The organism is uncultured Maribacter sp. (genome assembly GCF_947500405.1).
In the GTDB taxonomy this organism is placed as follows: domain Bacteria; phylum Bacteroidota; class Bacteroidia; order Flavobacteriales; family Flavobacteriaceae; genus Maribacter_B.
In genome coordinates this window covers 255,273-273,270 of record NZ_CANMRY010000003.1, presented here as the reverse complement: position 1 = coordinate 273,270, position 17,998 = coordinate 255,273, and the positions used below count along the sequence as shown (strand labels likewise).

Below are 17,998 nucleotides of genomic sequence, written 5' to 3'. Positions count from 1 at the left end.
CATGGCATACAAGACAAAATGTAGTACTTCTGTTTTATATGTTTTTTTACTGATTTTATTTTTTTGGTCATGTAAAGAAGCAACTGAAACACCTGTAAATGTCTCTCAAAGTGAAGTTAAAAAAGAGTATCTAAAAAAGACTAATAATAAAGAATATTTGGTTACAGATTATGGTATAGTTGGTAACAGTAAAATATTAAATACAGTTGCTTTACAAGAATTAATAGATAAAGTTCATCAAGCCCATGGTGGTACTTTAGTATTTCCTAAAGGAGAATACCTTTCTGGTAGTCTTGTAATGAAATCTAATGTAAGCTTGTATTTAAAAGCAGGTGCTGTTTTATTAGGGAGTACAAATCCTTACGATTATAAAGATGTACCAATGCCAGAACGACCTGAATCTCCAAAGAGAGACGATTACTCGAATATGGCATTTTTAGTAGCCTATAAAGCCAATAATTTTAAAATCTACGGCAAAGGTAAAATAGATGGACAAGGGAGAGCTTTGGCACTAAGTATAGATAGTTTACACCATTCAGGAGAACGTATAGACCCAAAGTATAATTACAGGCGCATGCGTCCCAATGAAACGGCAAGACCTAAATTATTCAGGTTTTCAATGTGTAAAAATGTAGATGTCTTGGATTTAAATCTTCAAAATGGAGCATGCTGGGGACTTTCTTTTGAGTTATGTGAAAAACTAAAATTAGATAATCTTAAAATAGTTAATAGAGCCTTTTGGAATAACGATGGTATGGATATTACCGATTGTAAAAATGTACAAATAACCAATTGCGATGTAGATTCTGCCGACGATGGCATTTGTTTAAAATCGTATTTCCCAAAGTATTATAATGATAGCATATATATTGCAAATTGTACAATTAAAAGTAGTGCAAGTGCATTAAAGTTTGGAACCGCTTCTTACGGTGGATTTAAAAATGTAACTATCGAAAATATTAATGTTTTTGATACATTTCGTTCTGCAATAGCTATTGAAAGTGTTGATGGAGGTGCTATAGAAAACATTAGTGTGTCTAATATTGTTGCTAAAAATACAGGTAACGGTATTTTTATTCGCTTAGGTCATAGAGGTGGAGAACAACCGGGAACCATAAAAAATGTACATATAAAAGATGTAAAGGTTGAAATACCTTTTGGAAGACCAGATATAAATTACGATTTAAGAGGACCAGAGGTCGATTTTTTCCACAACCCTTTTCCATCTTCAATTGTAGGTATTCCTGGGCATAATATAGAAAATGTAATTATAGAAAATATAGATATTACGTATCCTGGTAGAGCATCAAAAGGAATGGCTTATGTGCCTTTAAGTAGATTAGAACAAGTGCCTTATAAAATAAAAGATTATCCAGAGTTTTCAATGTTTGGAGAACTGCCTGCTTGGGGGTTTTACGTTCGCTATGCAAAAGATATTACTTTTAAAAATGTAAATTTAAAACTAGAAAACAAAGATTTTAGACCAGCATTTGTATTTGATGAAGTAAACGTTTTAAATATAGAAAATGTGGTTTTACCAGAAACTAATCACAAACAATTTGCATTAAAAGGAACGCATGAGGTAACAAAAGATGATGAATTGAAAACGGCTACTGCCATTATTAAATAGGCCCAATGAGATATTGTAAATTTTTTATATTGTTTATACTATTATCAGTTTTTGCTTGTAAAAATGATAGTAAACAAATAATCACAGATGAGGTTTATAAAGAGGTCGATTTTTCAAATATGGTCTATCCTCAACTAGATACAGAAAATTCTAGATGGTTTTTCTTTTCGTCGGCATGCCGTCCTTTTGGAATGGTAAATTTAAGTCCAGATAACGAAATAGACGGAGCTTGGGGTAGTGGTTATCGTTATAAAACAGATACAATAAAAGGATTTAGCCATATTCATGGTTGGCAAATATCTGGTGTTTCTGTAATGCCAGTTACCTTTTCCGAAGAAAATAAAAATAGCATTTTTACCGATTTCTATTCTAAATTTAGTCATGATAATGAAGTGGTAAAACCAGGTTATCATAGCTTAGAACTTCAACGTTTTAATATTAAAACAGAATTAACAAGTACCAAACGTGTCGGTTTTCATAAATATACATTTCCTGAAAAATCTGAAGCAGGAATCCTATTAAATTTAAATACCGTTTTAGGGCCTAGCGATAATGCAAATGGCATATTAAAACAAATTAACGATAAAGAATTTGTTGGCTCTGTAGTAGCTACGCCAACCCATAGAAGACCAAAAGATTTAAAAGTATTTTTTAAAATAGCTTTAAATCAGTCTGTAAATCATCTTCAAAAAGATGAAGAAACAGGGAATTACATGTTGCATTTTAAGGATTTGAATACGCCGCTTTTAATGAAAGTTGCTATTTCATATACCTCAGAAGAAAATGCTAGTTTAAATATGAAAACAGAATTACAACATTGGGATTTTAATGCTGTAGTTTCAGATTCAAAAGACGAATGGAATAGCCTTTTAGGTAGAATAAAAGTTGAAGGGAATACTGAAAAGCAACAAAAGAGATTTTATACAGACTTGTGGCATGCGCTTCAAGGAAGACGAACCATAAGTGATGTAAATGGTGCGTATCCAGATAATACAGGAAAAAGCTTTAGAATAGGGCAATTGCCTTTAAAAGAAGATGGTACGCCTAAGTTTAATCATTATAACTCAGATGCTTTTTGGGGAGCGCAATGGACAATAAATACTTTATGGGGCTTAGTATATCCAGAAATTTATGAAGAGTTTACATGGTCTTTACTGCAATATTATAAAGATGGAGGTTTAGTTGCTAGAGGACCTTCAGGAGGAAATTACACGTTTGTAATGACAGGAAGTTCGTCCACACCATTTTTTGTGAGTGCCATTCAAAAAGGTATTCTAAAAAATAATTTAGAATATGTATACGAAGCTCTAAAGAAAAACCATATGCCAAATGGTATTATGGAAAAGGCGGGCTATGAGCATAAAACACAAAAAGGAGGTGGTCTTAAATATTATTTAAAAAATGGTTTTGTGCCGCATCCAAATCCAGAAGGTAAATTTGGAGGGCATCAAGATGGTGCAGGTTTAACTTTAGAATATGCGTATCAAGATTGGACGTTAGCCCAATTGGCATTAAAGTTAGGCAAGAAAGTAGATTACAATTATTTTATGAAGCGTTCTAAAAACTATCAGAACCTATTCAATAAAAAAATCGGGTGGATGCAACCCAAAAATATAAAGGGACAATGGCAAGCTGACTATAGTCCTTACAATTATGAGGAAGGTTTTATAGAAGCCAATGGCGCACAATCCACATGGTTTGTACCTCATAATATTCCAGAATTAGGAGAATTAATGGGAGGAAAAGATGTGGCTGCCGATAAATTGAATACCCAATTTGAAGAAGCAGAAACCTTAAATTTTACCTCTGGAACATCACATGCATCAGAATTACATCCAGAATACAGAAAGATTCCAATAAACTATGGCAATCAACCCTCTATACAAACAGCTTTTACTTTTCATAAACTAGGCAGACCAGACTTAACACAGTATTGGTCTCGAAAAGTAACATCTACCGTTTTTGGAGGTTTAGCACCATCAACAGGTTATAATGGAGACGAAGACCAAGGATTAATGGGAAGTCTTGCTGTGTTAATGAAAATTGGTTTATTCCAAATAAATGGCGGAACAGATGCAGATGCAGAATATCAAATAGGAAGTCCTATTTTCGATAAAATTTCCATTCAATTGCATCCCGATTATCATTCAGGAAAAACCTTAGAAATTCTAGCCACTGATAATAATGAAACCAACGTTTTTGTAAAGGAAGCGACCTTTAGTGGTAAGTCATTAAAAGAATTTACCTTGTTTCATAAAGACATAACGAGTGGTGGTGTGCTTAACATGAAAATGGAAGCCAGAGATAATTAAAGTGTATTATCTTTAGTGTATTAGGATGATATCTATTTTCTTAGAGACACTAATCCTTATTTTATTCGTACCATTTTCAGATGCTAATTCTTAAATAAATGACAACAAGAAGAAAATTTATAAAACAAAGTGCTTTGGGTGTTGCTGGACTTACGGCATTAAACTGTTCTGCTTTAGGAGTAGCTCAGGATTTTCAAGCGTATCCTTCCAACAGACCTATTCCTTCTAAAAGAACATTTGTTAGTGATGCGGTTGAAAAAACTATAAAAAATGTAAAAAAAGGTATCAATAATAAAGAATTGGCGTGGATGTTTGAAAACTGTTTTCCAAACACTTTAGATACCACAGTAGATTATGAGATTATTGATGATAAACCAGATACATTTGTTATAACAGGCGATATTGATGCCATGTGGTTGCGAGATTCTACAGCTCAAGTTTGGCCATATTTACCTTTGGTTCATAAAGATGAAAAACTAAAAAATTTATTTAAAGGCTTAATAAATAGGCAAACCAAATGCGTGTTGCTAGACCCTTATGCCAATGCATTTTACAAAGATGTTGCAAGACCAACAAAATGGAAAGACGATAAGCCAACGCCACAGTCAGGTATTCACGAACGTAAATGGGAAATAGACTCTTTATGTTATGCCGTTCGTTTGGCTTACGGATATTATAAAGAAACTGGAGATACTTCTGTTTTTGATGCAGATTGGGATAAGGCCATGCGATTAGCAGTAGAAACCTTAAGAACAGAACAACGCAAAAATGGAACAACACCCTATTATTTTGAACGCGTTAGAAGAAATAAAAACGTTACAGCACCTTTTAGTGGAAAAGGCAGACCAATAAAACCAGTAGGACTCATTTGTTCTGCATTTAGACCATCTGATGATGGTACGATGTACCCCTTTTTAATTCCATCAAACCTGTTTGCAGTAGAATCTTTAGCACAATTAAGTGAGGTTTATAAAACGGTTTTTAAAGACGATTTGTTTTCTAAAGAATGTGCTTCATTTTCTAGCGAAGTATTGCAAGCAGTAAATAAATATGCCATTTCAGAGCATTTACACTATGGTAAAATATATGCCTACGAAATAGATGGTTTTGGGAATAAAGTATGTATAGACGACCCTAATATTCCGTCATTAATCGCCATGAAATATTTGATGAATGAAGCGTTTTACGATTCCGAAGTCTATAAAAATACAAGAGCCTATTTGTTGAGTGATGATAACCCTTATTATTTTAAAGGGAAAGCAGGCGAGGGGCAAGGTGGCCCACATGCAGGTTTAGATACCATTTGGCCTATGGGCATTATTTTAAGAGCCATGACAAGTGATAATGATGAGGAAATAATTTGGTGTATCAAACAATTGATGAATACGCATAATGGTTCAGGATTTATGCATGAAACCTTTCATAAAGATGATGCTTCTAAATTCTCTAGGTCTTGGTTTGCTTGGGCGAATACCTTATTTGGAGAACTAATTTTAAAGCTATACAACGAAAAACCGAAACTTTTAAAATCTATTTAAATGAAACAGCGGGCTCTTTTATGTCTGATTATTGTTGTCTGTTTTGGGTGTGTAAATAAAACACATTTAAAACTGAATGATATTCAGGTTATTGGAAGTCATAATTCATATAAAATAGGTATAGAAAAACCATTGTTAAATTATATTGGAACTATTGATTCTAGCAAAGCAAAATCTTTAGAATATGAGCATATTAGTATTAAAGAACAGCTAAATCTAGGTTTGCTAAATTTAGAATTAGATGTGTTTTACGACCCAAAAGGTGGTCATTTTTCCAATCCGAAAGGTTTAGAAATTGTAAAACAATCTGGAGCTATTCCAATGCCTTATGATGAAGATAATACTTTAGAAGCATCCGGATTTAAATTATTTCATATTCAAGATATCGACTTTAGAAGTCATCATTTGTTATTCAAAGATTGTTTAAGCGTGATGAAGCAATGGTCGGATGAAAACCCAACACATACACCGATTGTCATCTTAATGAATACGAAAGATAAAGCACTACCACAGTTAACAAAACCACTGCCATTTTCAGTCAAAGCCTATCAAGATTTAGATGCTGAAATACGTTCGGTTTTTTCAAAAGACGATTTGATAGTACCAGATGATGTGCGGAAAGATTTTAATAATTTGGAAGAAGCAGTCCTAAAAAACGGCTGGCCAAAATTAGAAGACTGTAAAGGGAAATTCCTTTTTGTTTTAGATGAAAAAGAACAAAAAAACAAGCTTTACATCAACGGTGATAACACACTAAAAAACTGCGTATTTTTTGTGAATAGTAAAGAAGGAAATCCTGAAGCTGCGTTTAGAATTGTGAATAATCCCATTACCGATTTTGAATATATAAAGCAGCTAGTTGCAAAAGGGTATATGGTACGCACGCGTGCCGATGCAGGAACTAAAGAAGCTAGAGCAAACGATTACACCAAATTTGAAAAAGCAAAAGCATCAGGAGCGCAAGTAATATCTACCGATTATTATAAACCATCAACATTATTTAAATCTGATTTTGAAGTGAAGTTTGATGATGGCACTTATGAAAGGATTAAAAAAGCAGCAGAATACAATGACTAAACTAGCTATTCAACTTTTATTTTTAATGCTCTGTTTTTCCGCATGGGGGCAAAATACGGTTCAATTTCCATTGGTTAAAAATGGAGAAATAGCTTCAATATTCATTGATAAAAAAGACGCAGAAGTGGTTAGAATTGCTTCTGTAATTTTAGCAAACGATGTAAAAAATGTTTCAGGAAAAACAGTTGCAACTCATCAAAATAGAGCAGCACACCAAATTATAGCAGGCACATTAGGGAAAAGCAAAGTAATTCAGCAATTCGTTAAAAATCATAATATTGATGTTTCTCAAATTAAAGGCAAATGGGAAACATATAACATTCAAGTTATAAATAATCCTTCCAAAGGAATAAAAAAAGCATTAGTAATTATCGGTTCAGACCGAAGAGGAACTGCCTACGGACTGTTAGAAATATCTCGAAAGATTGGTGTATCTCCTTGGGAATGGTGGGCAGATATTACGCCAGAAAAGCAACAAGAATTAGTTTTAAATATAGAAAACAAGACTTATGGTGCGCCATCAGTAAAATATCGAGGCATTTTTTTAAATGATGAAGATTGGGGCTTACAACGTTGGGCAGCATTAAATTACGAACCTGAAACGGGAGATATTGGCCCCAAAACGTATGCAAAAGTATTTGAGCTTTTATTGCGTTTAAGAGCCAACACCATTTGGCCTGCAATGCATAAATGCACAAAGGCATTTTATCATTATCCAGAAAATAAAATAGTTGCCGATAATTATGCCATAGTTATTGGAAGTTCGCATGCAGAACCCATGCTGTGTAATATAAACGCTGAATGGCATCATGAAACTATGGGCGATTATAGATACGATACGAATTCAGAATCCATAAAATCATTATTTAAAAAACGAGCAAAAGAAACGGCAAATTTTGAAGGTATTTATACTGTCGGAATGCGTGGAGAACACGATTCGCCTATGATAGTTGGCGAAGATGATACCGATGCTCAAGTAAAACTTCTAGAAAAAGTGATAGCCGACCAACGCCAGATTCTTAGAGCCAATACAAAGCGAGGAGTTGCAAAACCACAGGCATTTGTACCTTATAAAGAGGTGTTGCATTATTACCAGAGTGGTCTAGACTTGCCCGAAGATATTAGTTTGGTTTGGACAGATGATAATTACGGATACATGCGCCAATTAAGTAACGAACAAGAACAAAAAAGAAGCGGAGGGGCAGGAGTTTATTACCATACCTCGTATTGGGGAAGACCCCACGATTACCTTTGGTTAAATTCTACAAATCCTGTTTTAATGTGGGAGGAAATGACGAAAGCCTATGAGTTTGGGTCTCAAAACATTTGGATTCTGAATTGTGGCGATATCAAACCACACGAGTACAATATCGAGTTGTTTTTAGATATGGCTTGGAATATTGATGCTTTTAAAAATGACGATTCAGTTAAAAATCACCATCTAAATTGGAGTGCTAATGCATTTGGAAAAGAAAACGCAAAGGCTATTACCGATTTGATGTTTCAATATAACCAATTAGCCTTTCAGCGCAGACCAGAATTTATGGCTTGGAGTAGCGTAGAACCGGTTACCAAATCAGGAGAAACGGAGTTGACACAATATCATTATGGCGATGAAGTTGGTAAGCGCATTCAAGCACATCAAAATTTAATTAGTGATGTAAATGAAATTCAAAAGAATATTCCAGCATACCGAAAAGATGCCTTTTATCAACTAATTCATTATCCCATTACAGGCGCATCGAATTTAAATCTTAAATGGCTTTACAGTTATAAAAATAAATTTGTTGCAGCTCAAGGAAGAGAAAGTGCTAGCTACTTTGCTACGAAATCTTTTGATGCATTTAAAGCAATTCAAAAAGAAACGGACTATTTTAATAATACGCTTCAAAATGGAAAGTGGAAGCATATTATGACAATGGAGCCAAGGCATTTGCCTGTGTTTGCTGAACCAACGGCAACAATCCCTCTAAAAGAAAAAACGAGTACTTTGGGTATGGCATTAGAAAGCTATCAAATGGAAGTAAATGATGCGGTTATAAATTCCTATGCCGATGTTTTACCCGTTTTTAACGCTTACACCAAAAACAAGTATTACATCGATTTATTTTTAAAAGGAAAAGATGAATTGGAATGGGAAGCAGTGCCTAAAGCAAATTGGATTATAATCTCGAAAACATCAGGAATACTGAATAAAAACCATTTAGAAGAGCGTATTTGGGTAACTATAGATTGGGATAAAGTCCCGAAAGGGGAAAACAGAAAAGAAGCACCTTTGGGGCACGATTATCAACTGATTCCACCAAGTTTTAAAGTAAATTCTGGAATAGATTTTATTTCAAAAGGAAAAACGACTCATATTGGAGTATCTGTTTTTAATCCAAAATTAAAGGAGTTGGAAGATTACAAAGGCTTTGTTGAAGACAAAGGATTTGTTTCTATAAATGCAGAAAACTTTTCTCGTAAAGTTGATGGGAAAGAAGCAAAATGGACGACTTTTAATGGTATTGGTTACACAGGAAATGTAAGTGTGGCATTACCACGAAAAGCAAATTCTGAAACAGAATTGGAAGCTATAAAACAAAATAGTCCTATTTTAGAATATGACTTTTATGCGTTTAATTTTGGAGAAGTCGATGTGTTTTTGCAAGCCATTCCAACACATGCACCCAATAATAAGACAGGTGTGCGTTGTGCCATAGCTATAGATGATGCAGAACCTGTTATAGTCGATTTTCAAACTTTTGGGAGAAGTGATGCTTGGAAACAAAATGTATTAAAAAATGCATCACTACAATCTGTAAAGCAAATTGTAAATACAGCAGGAAAACACAAATTAAAAATTTGGATGGTAGATGCTGGCGTAATGATAGACCAAATTTTAATCGACTTTGGAGGATGGAAAAAATCGTATGCATTTCCTTCAGAAACTAAAATGTAGTATCTAAATGTTCAAAAGACTTAGTGTCATTTTTATTGGTTTGCTATTGTTTACTTGTAATGAGAAGCAAGGAAAAATAGATAAGAGTTTTAAAGTGGCTTTTATGGCAGATGTGCATTTGCAAGATATTTACGGAACGTTTTCAGATAATGAGTATAAAGGTGTTTTAAATTCAGCAACAGGCAAATATACCTTGGCAAGAACCATGCAATCGCAATTGCAATCTACGCGATTATTCAACGAAAACTATTTTGCTTTTTTAGCTGCTTTAGATGATGTAGCGTCTCGAAACATAAAATATGTAGTACTACCAGGCGATTTTAGTGACGACGGACAAATGCTTAACATAAAAGGATTAAAACGGATATTAAAAAAGTATTCAGAAACGCATGATATTGAGTTTATACTTACAACAGGAAATCATGACCCTGTGCGCCCGTTTTACCAAGAGTCGGGTAAATACGATTTTCTTGGAGAAGGCGGAAAACAACAACCTATTTTTAGTTCCGAGAAAGCATTTAAAGCTGAAGAAAATCAAGAATTGAACCCCATTTTCACCAAAGACATTGCTAAGTTGGGGTATAAGGAAATACTTTCCGAATTAAAGGATTTTGGCTTTTTCCCAAAGGAAAAAGATGTGTATTGGGAAACACCGTTTTCAGATTATACGTATTCAAATTATCAATTTAATGAGGCAATACAACAGGCCGATTTATTGAACAGAAATTATGAAATTCCGCCTTTTGGCAACAAAATTCCAGATGTAAGTTATTTAGTAGAACCCACGGATGGACTTTGGTTTTTAGCTATCGATGCGAATGTTTATGTGCCAAAGAATTCAAAAAATTATGGTAGTGCAAGTATTGGTTATAATAATGTTTTAACGCATAAAAAACACTTGTTAAATTGGATTAAAACTGTTACACAACGTGCAGAAAAGTTAAATAAAAAACTAATTGTTTTTAGTCATTATCCAACTGTAGATTTTAATGATGGTGCCTCGGAACACATTCAAAATTTATTAGGAGAAACTAAAATGCAATTGCACAGAGTACCTAAAGAAGTTGTTGCAAAAGCTTTTGTAAATGCTGGTGTAAAAGTCCATTTTGGCGGGCACATGCATATTAACGATACGGGCATAGCAACTTTTAAAAGTGGTAGTTTGGTAAACTTTCAAATTCCATCATTAGCAGCATATATTCCAGCGTATAAAATTGCAACTGTATCAGCCAAAGAATTTAAAATAGAAACTATTGTAGTGGATAGTGTTCCTAGGTTTAGGGAGTTATTTTTCCTTTACAAACAAGAACATCAAAATTTGAAAAAGAATAACTCAAAAACAGTATGGGATTCCGCTATTTTAGAAGCCAAAAGTTATAAAGATTTTACGCAATTTCATTTAAAAGAATTGGTGCGATTACGATTTTTAGAAGAAGATTGGAATATTTCTTTTACCGATTTTCTAGTAGAAGCAACAGGGGAGGATTTACTAAAGTTTGCTTCAGAGGATACTAAAAATAATACTGAATTTAAAACTTGGACGGGTTTTGATATGCTTTTTGATTTATACCGTTTACGTTCTGCCGATGCTCTTGCTTTTAGTGATATTGGAGAAAAAAGATTAGATAATTACAAACAAATCATTGAACTGTTTCAGGATAAATTTCAGCATTTAAAAACACCTTCTAATAGACAAAAAGACTTCAATCAGTTTTGCTTCATCTTTAAAAAGTTTTTAAATGGCGAGCCATCTGAAAATTTTGTGATAAATTTAGAAGAGCACAAAATTATAGTTAACTAAATATCGAGCACCAATTTGAAAACGAATAGCCTGTTTATATTTTTCATTTTTATTAGTACTTGCATAACAAGTGCTCAAGAGCTCGTTTTTGAACATTATAATGAAGTAAATGGACTATCTCACAACTCAGTAAGGTCTATTGTACAAGATAGCAAAGGCTTTTTGTGGATTGGTACATTTGGAGGAGTAAACAGGTTTGACGGTTACGATTTTAAAACCTTTGAAGTTAAAGTTGATGATCCTAATTTTCTGAATAGTGATGATATTTTAGAGATTGTTGCAGACAAGCACGATAATCTTTGGATTGCAACAGACTTTGGTTTAACTAAATACAATATTCCAACACATACATTTAAAACGTATCATAGCAATAAAAAAAAGAAGAATGCAATTGTAGGAGATAAAATCAGGTCTATTTTTATTGATAACTCAGATAGACTTTGGGTGGGCACCATGCAAAATGGAATATGTTATTTTAATAAAAAAGAAGAACGTTTTTATAAAGTCAATGCAGATGGAGCTAAGAATATAAGGTCAATTTATCAGACTAGCGATGGTAAAATATGGTTTACAACTTTTAATAAAGGTGTTTTTAGTCTTACCATAGATGAAAATAATAATATATCTAATTTTAAAAATTATAAACTATCTCCAAAAAAAGAAGCGTTTATTAATGATTCGGATGCGTATTTTATTTTAGAAGATAAGTTGCATGACTTATATGTAGGAACAAAAGATGGATTATATCAATTTGATAATAATGATAACGAATTTAGCCTGATTCATAAAGATAATTCTGCAGATTATTTTAGATGTTACACTATAGCACCAGACGGGAAATACTGGTTTGGAACACTTAATGGTATTATAGAATGTGAAAGTATTGATGACATAAAAAACAATACATTTAACCGTTATGTTCCAGATATTAGAAACACAAGTTCTTTAGTAAATAACTATATTCTTTCACTTTTTTTTGATCAATCTGGCATACTATGGATAGGTACTGAGAATGGCTTAGATAAATTAGATCCTTACGAAAATCAATTTAAATCCATAAAGGCAAATTTTACTTCAAGTGGCAATATTCCAGTGATAAGCTCTTTTGCAAAAATCTATGATAATAAATTGTTAGTAGGAACTCACTCTAATGGATTATACATTAAAGATGGAAATCAATTTAGTCAAATATTAAAAAAATATAAAAAAATTAGTAGTATTTATACAACTAACAATGTTGATTTTTTTATTGGATTATGGAATGGAAAAGTTCTGAATTATAATATAAAAACAAACAAACTCAAAGAATTAGATGTTGGTTTTAAATCATCTCCAATATCAACGTTTTATAGATTATCTGACACAAAATTATTAATAGGTTCTGTTGGTGAAGGTTTAATGGAGTTCGACTTAAATAAAAAAACGTTTTCCAAAATTAATCCAGAGTTAGATGCCATGCAAGACATCAATAAAATTGTTCCTGATAACGAAAATATTTTATGGTTGGCTACAGAGGAAGGTATTATTAAATATAATATTGCTAACAAGGAAACAAGGCATTATAAATCTGAGGAAAATAAAAAAGGACTATCTAGCAATAAAGTAAAAGATATTATTATTGATAGTAAAGGAATAATTTGGGCGGGAACACGAAAAGGACTCAATTTCTACGATCCTTTAAAAGATGATTTTTTTGTTAAAGAAGATCCAACTGAATTGAAAAATAGCTGGATAACAGATATGACTACCGATGTTCATGGTTGTTTATGGCTAAACATGAACTACAATAAAATAGTAAAATATGTTCCTGAAAAAAATGAGTATAGATCATTTCATATTAATAACGGTGTGCGTTCTAATCTTATTAATAAACGTGGTTTTTTACAATATGATAATACTAGAATTTATATAGGAGGGGATAAGAATATTATATATTTCTCGCCTATTGATATAAAGGAAAACACAAATGTACCTAAACCTTTAATAACGGAATTTAAAATACAAAACAAGGAAGTATTACCGGGAATTGAAATTGATGACCAAATAGTGCTTAATAAAGATTTAAACTATGATAATGCGGTTGATTTAAAATATCGGAATCGTAATTTTTCAATAAAATTTACAATACCATCTTATGCCAATGAACGTTTAAATACATACGAATATAAATTAGAAGGTTTTGATGATACTTGGAATACTACTCCAAGCAATGCAAGAACTATTCAGTACACAAACTTATATCCAGATGATTATATTCTAAAAGTAAAAGCTTCAAACAATAATGGTTATTGGAGTAAAATTTCATCTTATAATATAACAATAGCTCCTCCTTTTTGGTTAACATATCAATTCTTTATTATAGTTTTAATATTGCTATCAGTACTCATTTATTTTTTAAGAAAGCAGATAAAATATCGAATTAAACTAAAGCAAGAACTTTTACTTGAAAAGGTTAAAAGAGAACGAGATGAGAAATTGAATAACGAAAAGCTACGGTTTTTTACAAATATTTCTCATGAATTGCGAACACCATTAACCCTCATTTTAGGTCCTGCAAAACAATTGTTAAAATCACAGGGTGAAGAACAGCAATTAAAACATAAAATAGGATTAATTCATCAAAATGCAAATAGGCTTTTAAGGCTTGTAAATCAAATACTAGATTTTAGAAGAGCAGAAACAGGAGAATTAAAATTAAAAGTTTCTGAAGTTGATGTTATACAGAGTACTAAAAGCATTTTTTATTCTTTTATAGAACTAGCGCAATCTAAAGATATAAACTTCAATTTTAATACCGAAGATGATTCAATTATATGCTGGGTAGATATAGATAAGTTGAATAAAATACTTTACAACCTCTTGTCAAATGCCATGAAGTTTACAAACAATCATGGGAATGTAGATTTATTTATTGGTATTGGAGGCAAAAAAAAGAAATCCTTAATTATTGAAGTTAGTGACGACGGTATTGGTATTCCACTTGAAAGTCAGGAGAAAATATTTTCAAGATTTTACCAAGCTAAAAACAGTATGAAAAGTACCACTGGAACAGGTATAGGTCTTTCCTTAGTTAAAGCTCTAGTCGAAATTCATAAAGGTGCTATAAAGGTAGAAAGCGCTACAAAAAAAGGAAGTGTTTTTACCATTGAATTACCTGTTTATAAAAATGCGTTTACTATAGATGAAATTCAAGAATTAGATAATGAAGATATTCAGAAAGGGACAAATGAAATCATAATTGAGGCACCTTTAGCTTTAAGTAAAACAGATAGTACGAGTTTAAGTTTAAATACAAATATTAAACATAAAGTTTTAGTAATAGAAGACAATTCTGAACTAAGAAAATACGTAGTAGGCTATTTATCTGAATTTTATACAGTTTATGAAGCTGAAAATGGAAAAGAAGGTTTAGAAATATGTAAAAAGATAAAACCTGCTTTGTGCGTTGTAGATGTTATGATGCCCATTATGGATGGTTTTAAATTCGTAGAAGCTTTGAAAAGTGATGAAAATATAAGTCACGTTGCAGTTATTTTGCTAACAGCTTTAGCAGAAAATGAAAATAGGATTAAGGGCTATAAAATAGGTGTAGATGGTTATTTGGTAAAACCATTTGACCCTACCTTATTAAAATCGAGAATAGACAATGTTATAAAAATTCATTTTGATTTAAAACAACGATTTTCAGGAGTCGCAGAAAGTGATGTAATGACCTTGGCACATTCTCAGATTGATATTGATTTAGTGTCTAAAATTAAAGAGGTAATTGAGACTAATTTAAATGAGCCTAATTTATCGCCAAGTTTTATTTCAGAAGAAATGGCGATGAGTTCTTCAAAATTATATAGAAAAATTAAACAATTAACAGATTTATCGCCAAACGAATTCATCCGAACAATTCGTTTAAAAAAATCAGCCAAACTTTTAAAGACTAAAAACTACAATGTATCTGAAGTATCAGATATGGTTGGGTTTAATGACCCATTATATTTCAGCAGAGTTTTTAAAAAGCAGTTTGGGTATGCTCCAAGTAAACTAATAAAATAGAAGCTTTTTAAGTTTAAAATACCATTAATAAAAAACGATTCTTTTGTGAATATCCATGTATTTGACTAATATGTCTGTATGCAATAATTAGCTAAATGCGATATTTGATTTTCTAAAACAAAACTTTAAAACTTATTAGTGAACATATGAATTCAAAACAAAAATTTGAAGTTGTACCTAAAAATATGTTAGTGCCTTTTGTATTAGTAACATCACTTTTCGCACTTTGGGGCTTCGCAAACGCTGTTACCGATCCAATGGTACAAGCCTTTAAAAAAGTATTAGAACTTTCAAACTCTCAGGCTGCATGGGTGCAAATGGCATTTTATGGCGGATATTTTTGTATGGCTTTACCAGCAGCTATATTCATGCGAAAATATTCTTATAAAACGGGAATTTTAATTGGTTTAGGTTTATATGCCGTCGGGGCTTTATTGTTTTATCCTGCTGCGACAACAGAACTGTTTTGGTTTTTTTGTTTGGGTCTGTATATTTTAACTTTTGGTTTAGCATTTTTAGAAACTGCTGCAAACCCTTATGCTCTAGCAATGGGTCCCAAAGAAACAGCAACACAGCGATTAAATTTAGCTCAAGCATTTAATCCTGTAGGATTGATTCTTGGATTATTTGTTGCGCAACAGTTTGTTTTAAAAAATTTAAAATCTGATGATATAGATAATTTTAGTGCCCTTGAAGAAGCCTCCAAGTTATTAATAAAAACTTCAGATCTATTAGTAATTAGAAACCCATATGTAATTCTTGGACTTGTACTTATAGGTGTTTTTATTTTATTTTTTGTTAGTAAAATGCCGCAATCTAAAGCCGAAGGAGGCATGCCTAGTATTGGTGATACTTTTGCCAATTTAGCTAAGAATAATAAGTATATTTTAGGTGTTTTAGCTCAAATATTATATGTAGGCGCTCAAATAATGTGTTGGACATATATTTATCAATACGCAGAGGCTATTGGAATGGATAGTGTAACAGCTGGATATTACCAAATGGCTGCATTTATATTGTTTACATTAGGGAGAGCTATTGGTACTTATATGTTACGATTTATTAGTTCTGGCAAGTTATTAATGCTTTTTGCTTTATTGGCTATGGGCTTTGTGTTAGGAACAATTTTTATAAAAGGTTTAGTTGGTTTGTATGCATTAGTTGGCGTATCGTTTTGTATGTCTTTAATGTTTCCAACAATATATGGAATTGCACTTGGAGATTTAACTGAAGAGCAATCAAAAGTTGGGTCAGCAGGACTAGTTATGGCTATTGTTGGCGGAGCATTAATGCCAAAATTGCAAGGCATGATTATAGATTTGGGAGGTAATGGCGTATCTGATACTAAAGTATTAGGTGTTTCAGAGGTTAACTTTTCATTTATATTACCATTGTTGTGTTTCTTATATATTTCATGGTACGGTTATTTTGTGAATTGCAAACGGGTAGTAGTTTAATTTTTTCAATTTATAAAAGAAGGCCAATAAACAATAATTTTGTGTAGTTGGTTTGTATGTGTTAAATTTTAAAAGCAATTTTTTAGGATAATTAAATCTAATTAACTTTATTTGTATAGTTAAAGCTAAACCGATTTAGTCTCTGTAAATGAAAAAAGTATATCTAAAGGATATTGCAAATGATTTAAACGTTTCCAAGACGGCGGTTTCACTAGTTTTAAATGGTAAAGGAGACGAAAACAAAATAAGTCAAGTCACCCAACAAAAAATTGTAGAATATGCTAAAAAGCATAACTATATTCCAAATCAATTAGCACGTGGGCTAAGTAGAGGTAAGAGTGAAACTATTGGTTTAATTATTCCTAATATTTCAGATACATTTTATTCTAAAGTCTCGGGTGTAATTGAAAGGAAAGCAAAAGAACAAGGGTACACAGTACTTTTTAGTAGTTCTTATGAAGATTCTGAAAAGGAGGGAGAGCTAATACAGTCAATGTTAAATAGGCAAGTGGATGGACTAATTATAGCATCTACGCAGAAGAATCAAAAAGAAATTGATTTTTTAAAAAAAGAGAAGTTTCCTTTTGTTTTGTTTGATAGACATTACCCTAATAAGGATACCGATTATGTGGTAGTTGATAATTATTTAGGCACTAAAAAAATTACTGAGCACCTTTTAAATTTAGGCAGAGAACAAATAGGGTTGATAACATTGAAACCAGCTTTAGAACCTATTGCGCAAAGACTTTTGGGATATAATGATGCATTGAAAAGTTTTAATATTGAATCAAGAAAAGAGTATATAATTGAAATTGAGCGCGAAGCATATTTAGAGGAAATTGAAAAGGCTGTATCAAAATTAATATTAAGTTCAACGCCTGTTGATGCTATTGTATTTGCAACGCATTATTTGGCTTCACAAGGATTAAGAGTACTTAAAAAACTAAATATAAATGTCCCGCAAGATGTAGCAATTGTTAGTTTTGATGAGTTAAGTGCTTTTGATATTGTTGAGCCACCAATTACAGCGGTAATTCAGCCTATTAAAGAAATAGGTTGTTCAGTCATAGAAATATTATTAAATAAAATTGAAAGCACAGTTCAGCAAGACATAAAGCCAACTGTCTTAAAAACAAAACTTGAAATAAGAGAATCTTGTGGTCAATTATTATGAGTAAAATAATTTTTTAATCAA

At 32.1% G+C, this 17,998-nt stretch carries 9 protein-coding genes; all 9 read left to right on the top strand.

The window, feature by feature from the left end:
* Position 1: 1 nt before the first annotated feature.
* Positions 2-1,630, top strand: a complete 1,629-nt coding sequence (locus Q0945_RS05610; protein WP_299431749.1) for a glycosyl hydrolase family 28 protein — start codon at positions 2-4, stop codon at positions 1,628-1,630.
* Positions 1,631-1,635: 5 nt separating this feature from the next.
* Entirely contained in the window at positions 1,636-3,942 is a 2,307-nt protein-coding gene (locus tag Q0945_RS05605) for a GH92 family glycosyl hydrolase (protein ID WP_299431746.1), read from the top strand.
* 98 nt (positions 3,943-4,040) lie between these two features.
* Positions 4,041-5,480: a glycoside hydrolase family 125 protein gene (locus Q0945_RS05600; protein ID WP_299431743.1), complete on the top strand. Its 1,440-nt coding sequence runs from the start codon at positions 4,041-4,043 to the stop codon at positions 5,478-5,480.
* Complete coding sequence (locus Q0945_RS05595) at positions 5,481-6,557, top strand: phosphatidylinositol-specific phospholipase C1-like protein (RefSeq protein WP_299431740.1); 1,077 nt, start codon at positions 5,481-5,483, stop codon at positions 6,555-6,557.
* Positions 6,520-9,498 (top strand): glycosyl hydrolase 115 family protein, encoded by a 2,979-nt coding sequence (locus Q0945_RS05590; protein ID WP_299431737.1) that lies wholly within the window; start codon positions 6,520-6,522, stop codon positions 9,496-9,498. Before Q0945_RS05595 ends, Q0945_RS05590 begins: the two co-directional genes overlap by 38 nt.
* Positions 9,499-9,505: 7 nt before the next feature.
* Positions 9,506-11,299: a metallophosphoesterase gene (locus Q0945_RS05585; protein WP_299431734.1), complete on the top strand. Its 1,794-nt coding sequence runs from the start codon at positions 9,506-9,508 to the stop codon at positions 11,297-11,299.
* Positions 11,300-11,314: 15 nt separating this feature from the next.
* The gene (locus Q0945_RS05580; protein ID WP_299431731.1) at positions 11,315-15,346 is read left to right on the top strand and encodes a two-component regulator propeller domain-containing protein; all 4,032 of its coding nucleotides are present in this window, start codon (positions 11,315-11,317) and stop codon (positions 15,344-15,346) included.
* 146 nt (positions 15,347-15,492) lie between these two features.
* The gene (gene fucP, locus Q0945_RS05575; protein WP_299431728.1) at positions 15,493-16,803 is read left to right on the top strand and encodes an L-fucose:H+ symporter permease; all 1,311 of its coding nucleotides are present in this window, start codon (positions 15,493-15,495) and stop codon (positions 16,801-16,803) included.
* Between the two features lie 148 nt (positions 16,804-16,951).
* A complete protein-coding gene (locus tag Q0945_RS05570) occupies positions 16,952-17,977 on the top strand; it encodes a LacI family DNA-binding transcriptional regulator (protein ID WP_299431725.1) in 1,026 nt (341 codons plus the stop codon).
* Positions 17,978-17,998 lie beyond the last annotated feature (21 nt).

Excerpts from the sequence above, each read along its gene's own strand:
- Q0945_RS05610 (WP_299431749.1), top strand. The coding sequence starts at position 2 with ATGGCATACAAGACAAAATGTAGTACTTCTGTTTTATATGTTTTTTTA.
- Q0945_RS05605 (WP_299431746.1), top strand. The coding sequence starts at position 1,636 with ATGAGATATTGTAAATTTTTTATATTGTTTATACTATTATCAGTTTTT.
- Q0945_RS05600 (WP_299431743.1), top strand. The coding sequence starts at position 4,041 with ATGACAACAAGAAGAAAATTTATAAAACAAAGTGCTTTGGGTGTTGCT.
- Q0945_RS05595 (WP_299431740.1), top strand. The coding sequence starts at position 5,481 with ATGAAACAGCGGGCTCTTTTATGTCTGATTATTGTTGTCTGTTTTGGG.
- Q0945_RS05590 (WP_299431737.1), top strand. The coding sequence starts at position 6,520 with ATGAAAGGATTAAAAAAGCAGCAGAATACAATGACTAAACTAGCTATT.
- Q0945_RS05585 (WP_299431734.1), top strand. The coding sequence starts at position 9,506 with ATGTTCAAAAGACTTAGTGTCATTTTTATTGGTTTGCTATTGTTTACT.
- fucP (WP_299431728.1), top strand. The coding sequence starts at position 15,493 with ATGAATTCAAAACAAAAATTTGAAGTTGTACCTAAAAATATGTTAGTG.
- Q0945_RS05570 (WP_299431725.1), top strand. The coding sequence starts at position 16,952 with ATGAAAAAAGTATATCTAAAGGATATTGCAAATGATTTAAACGTTTCC.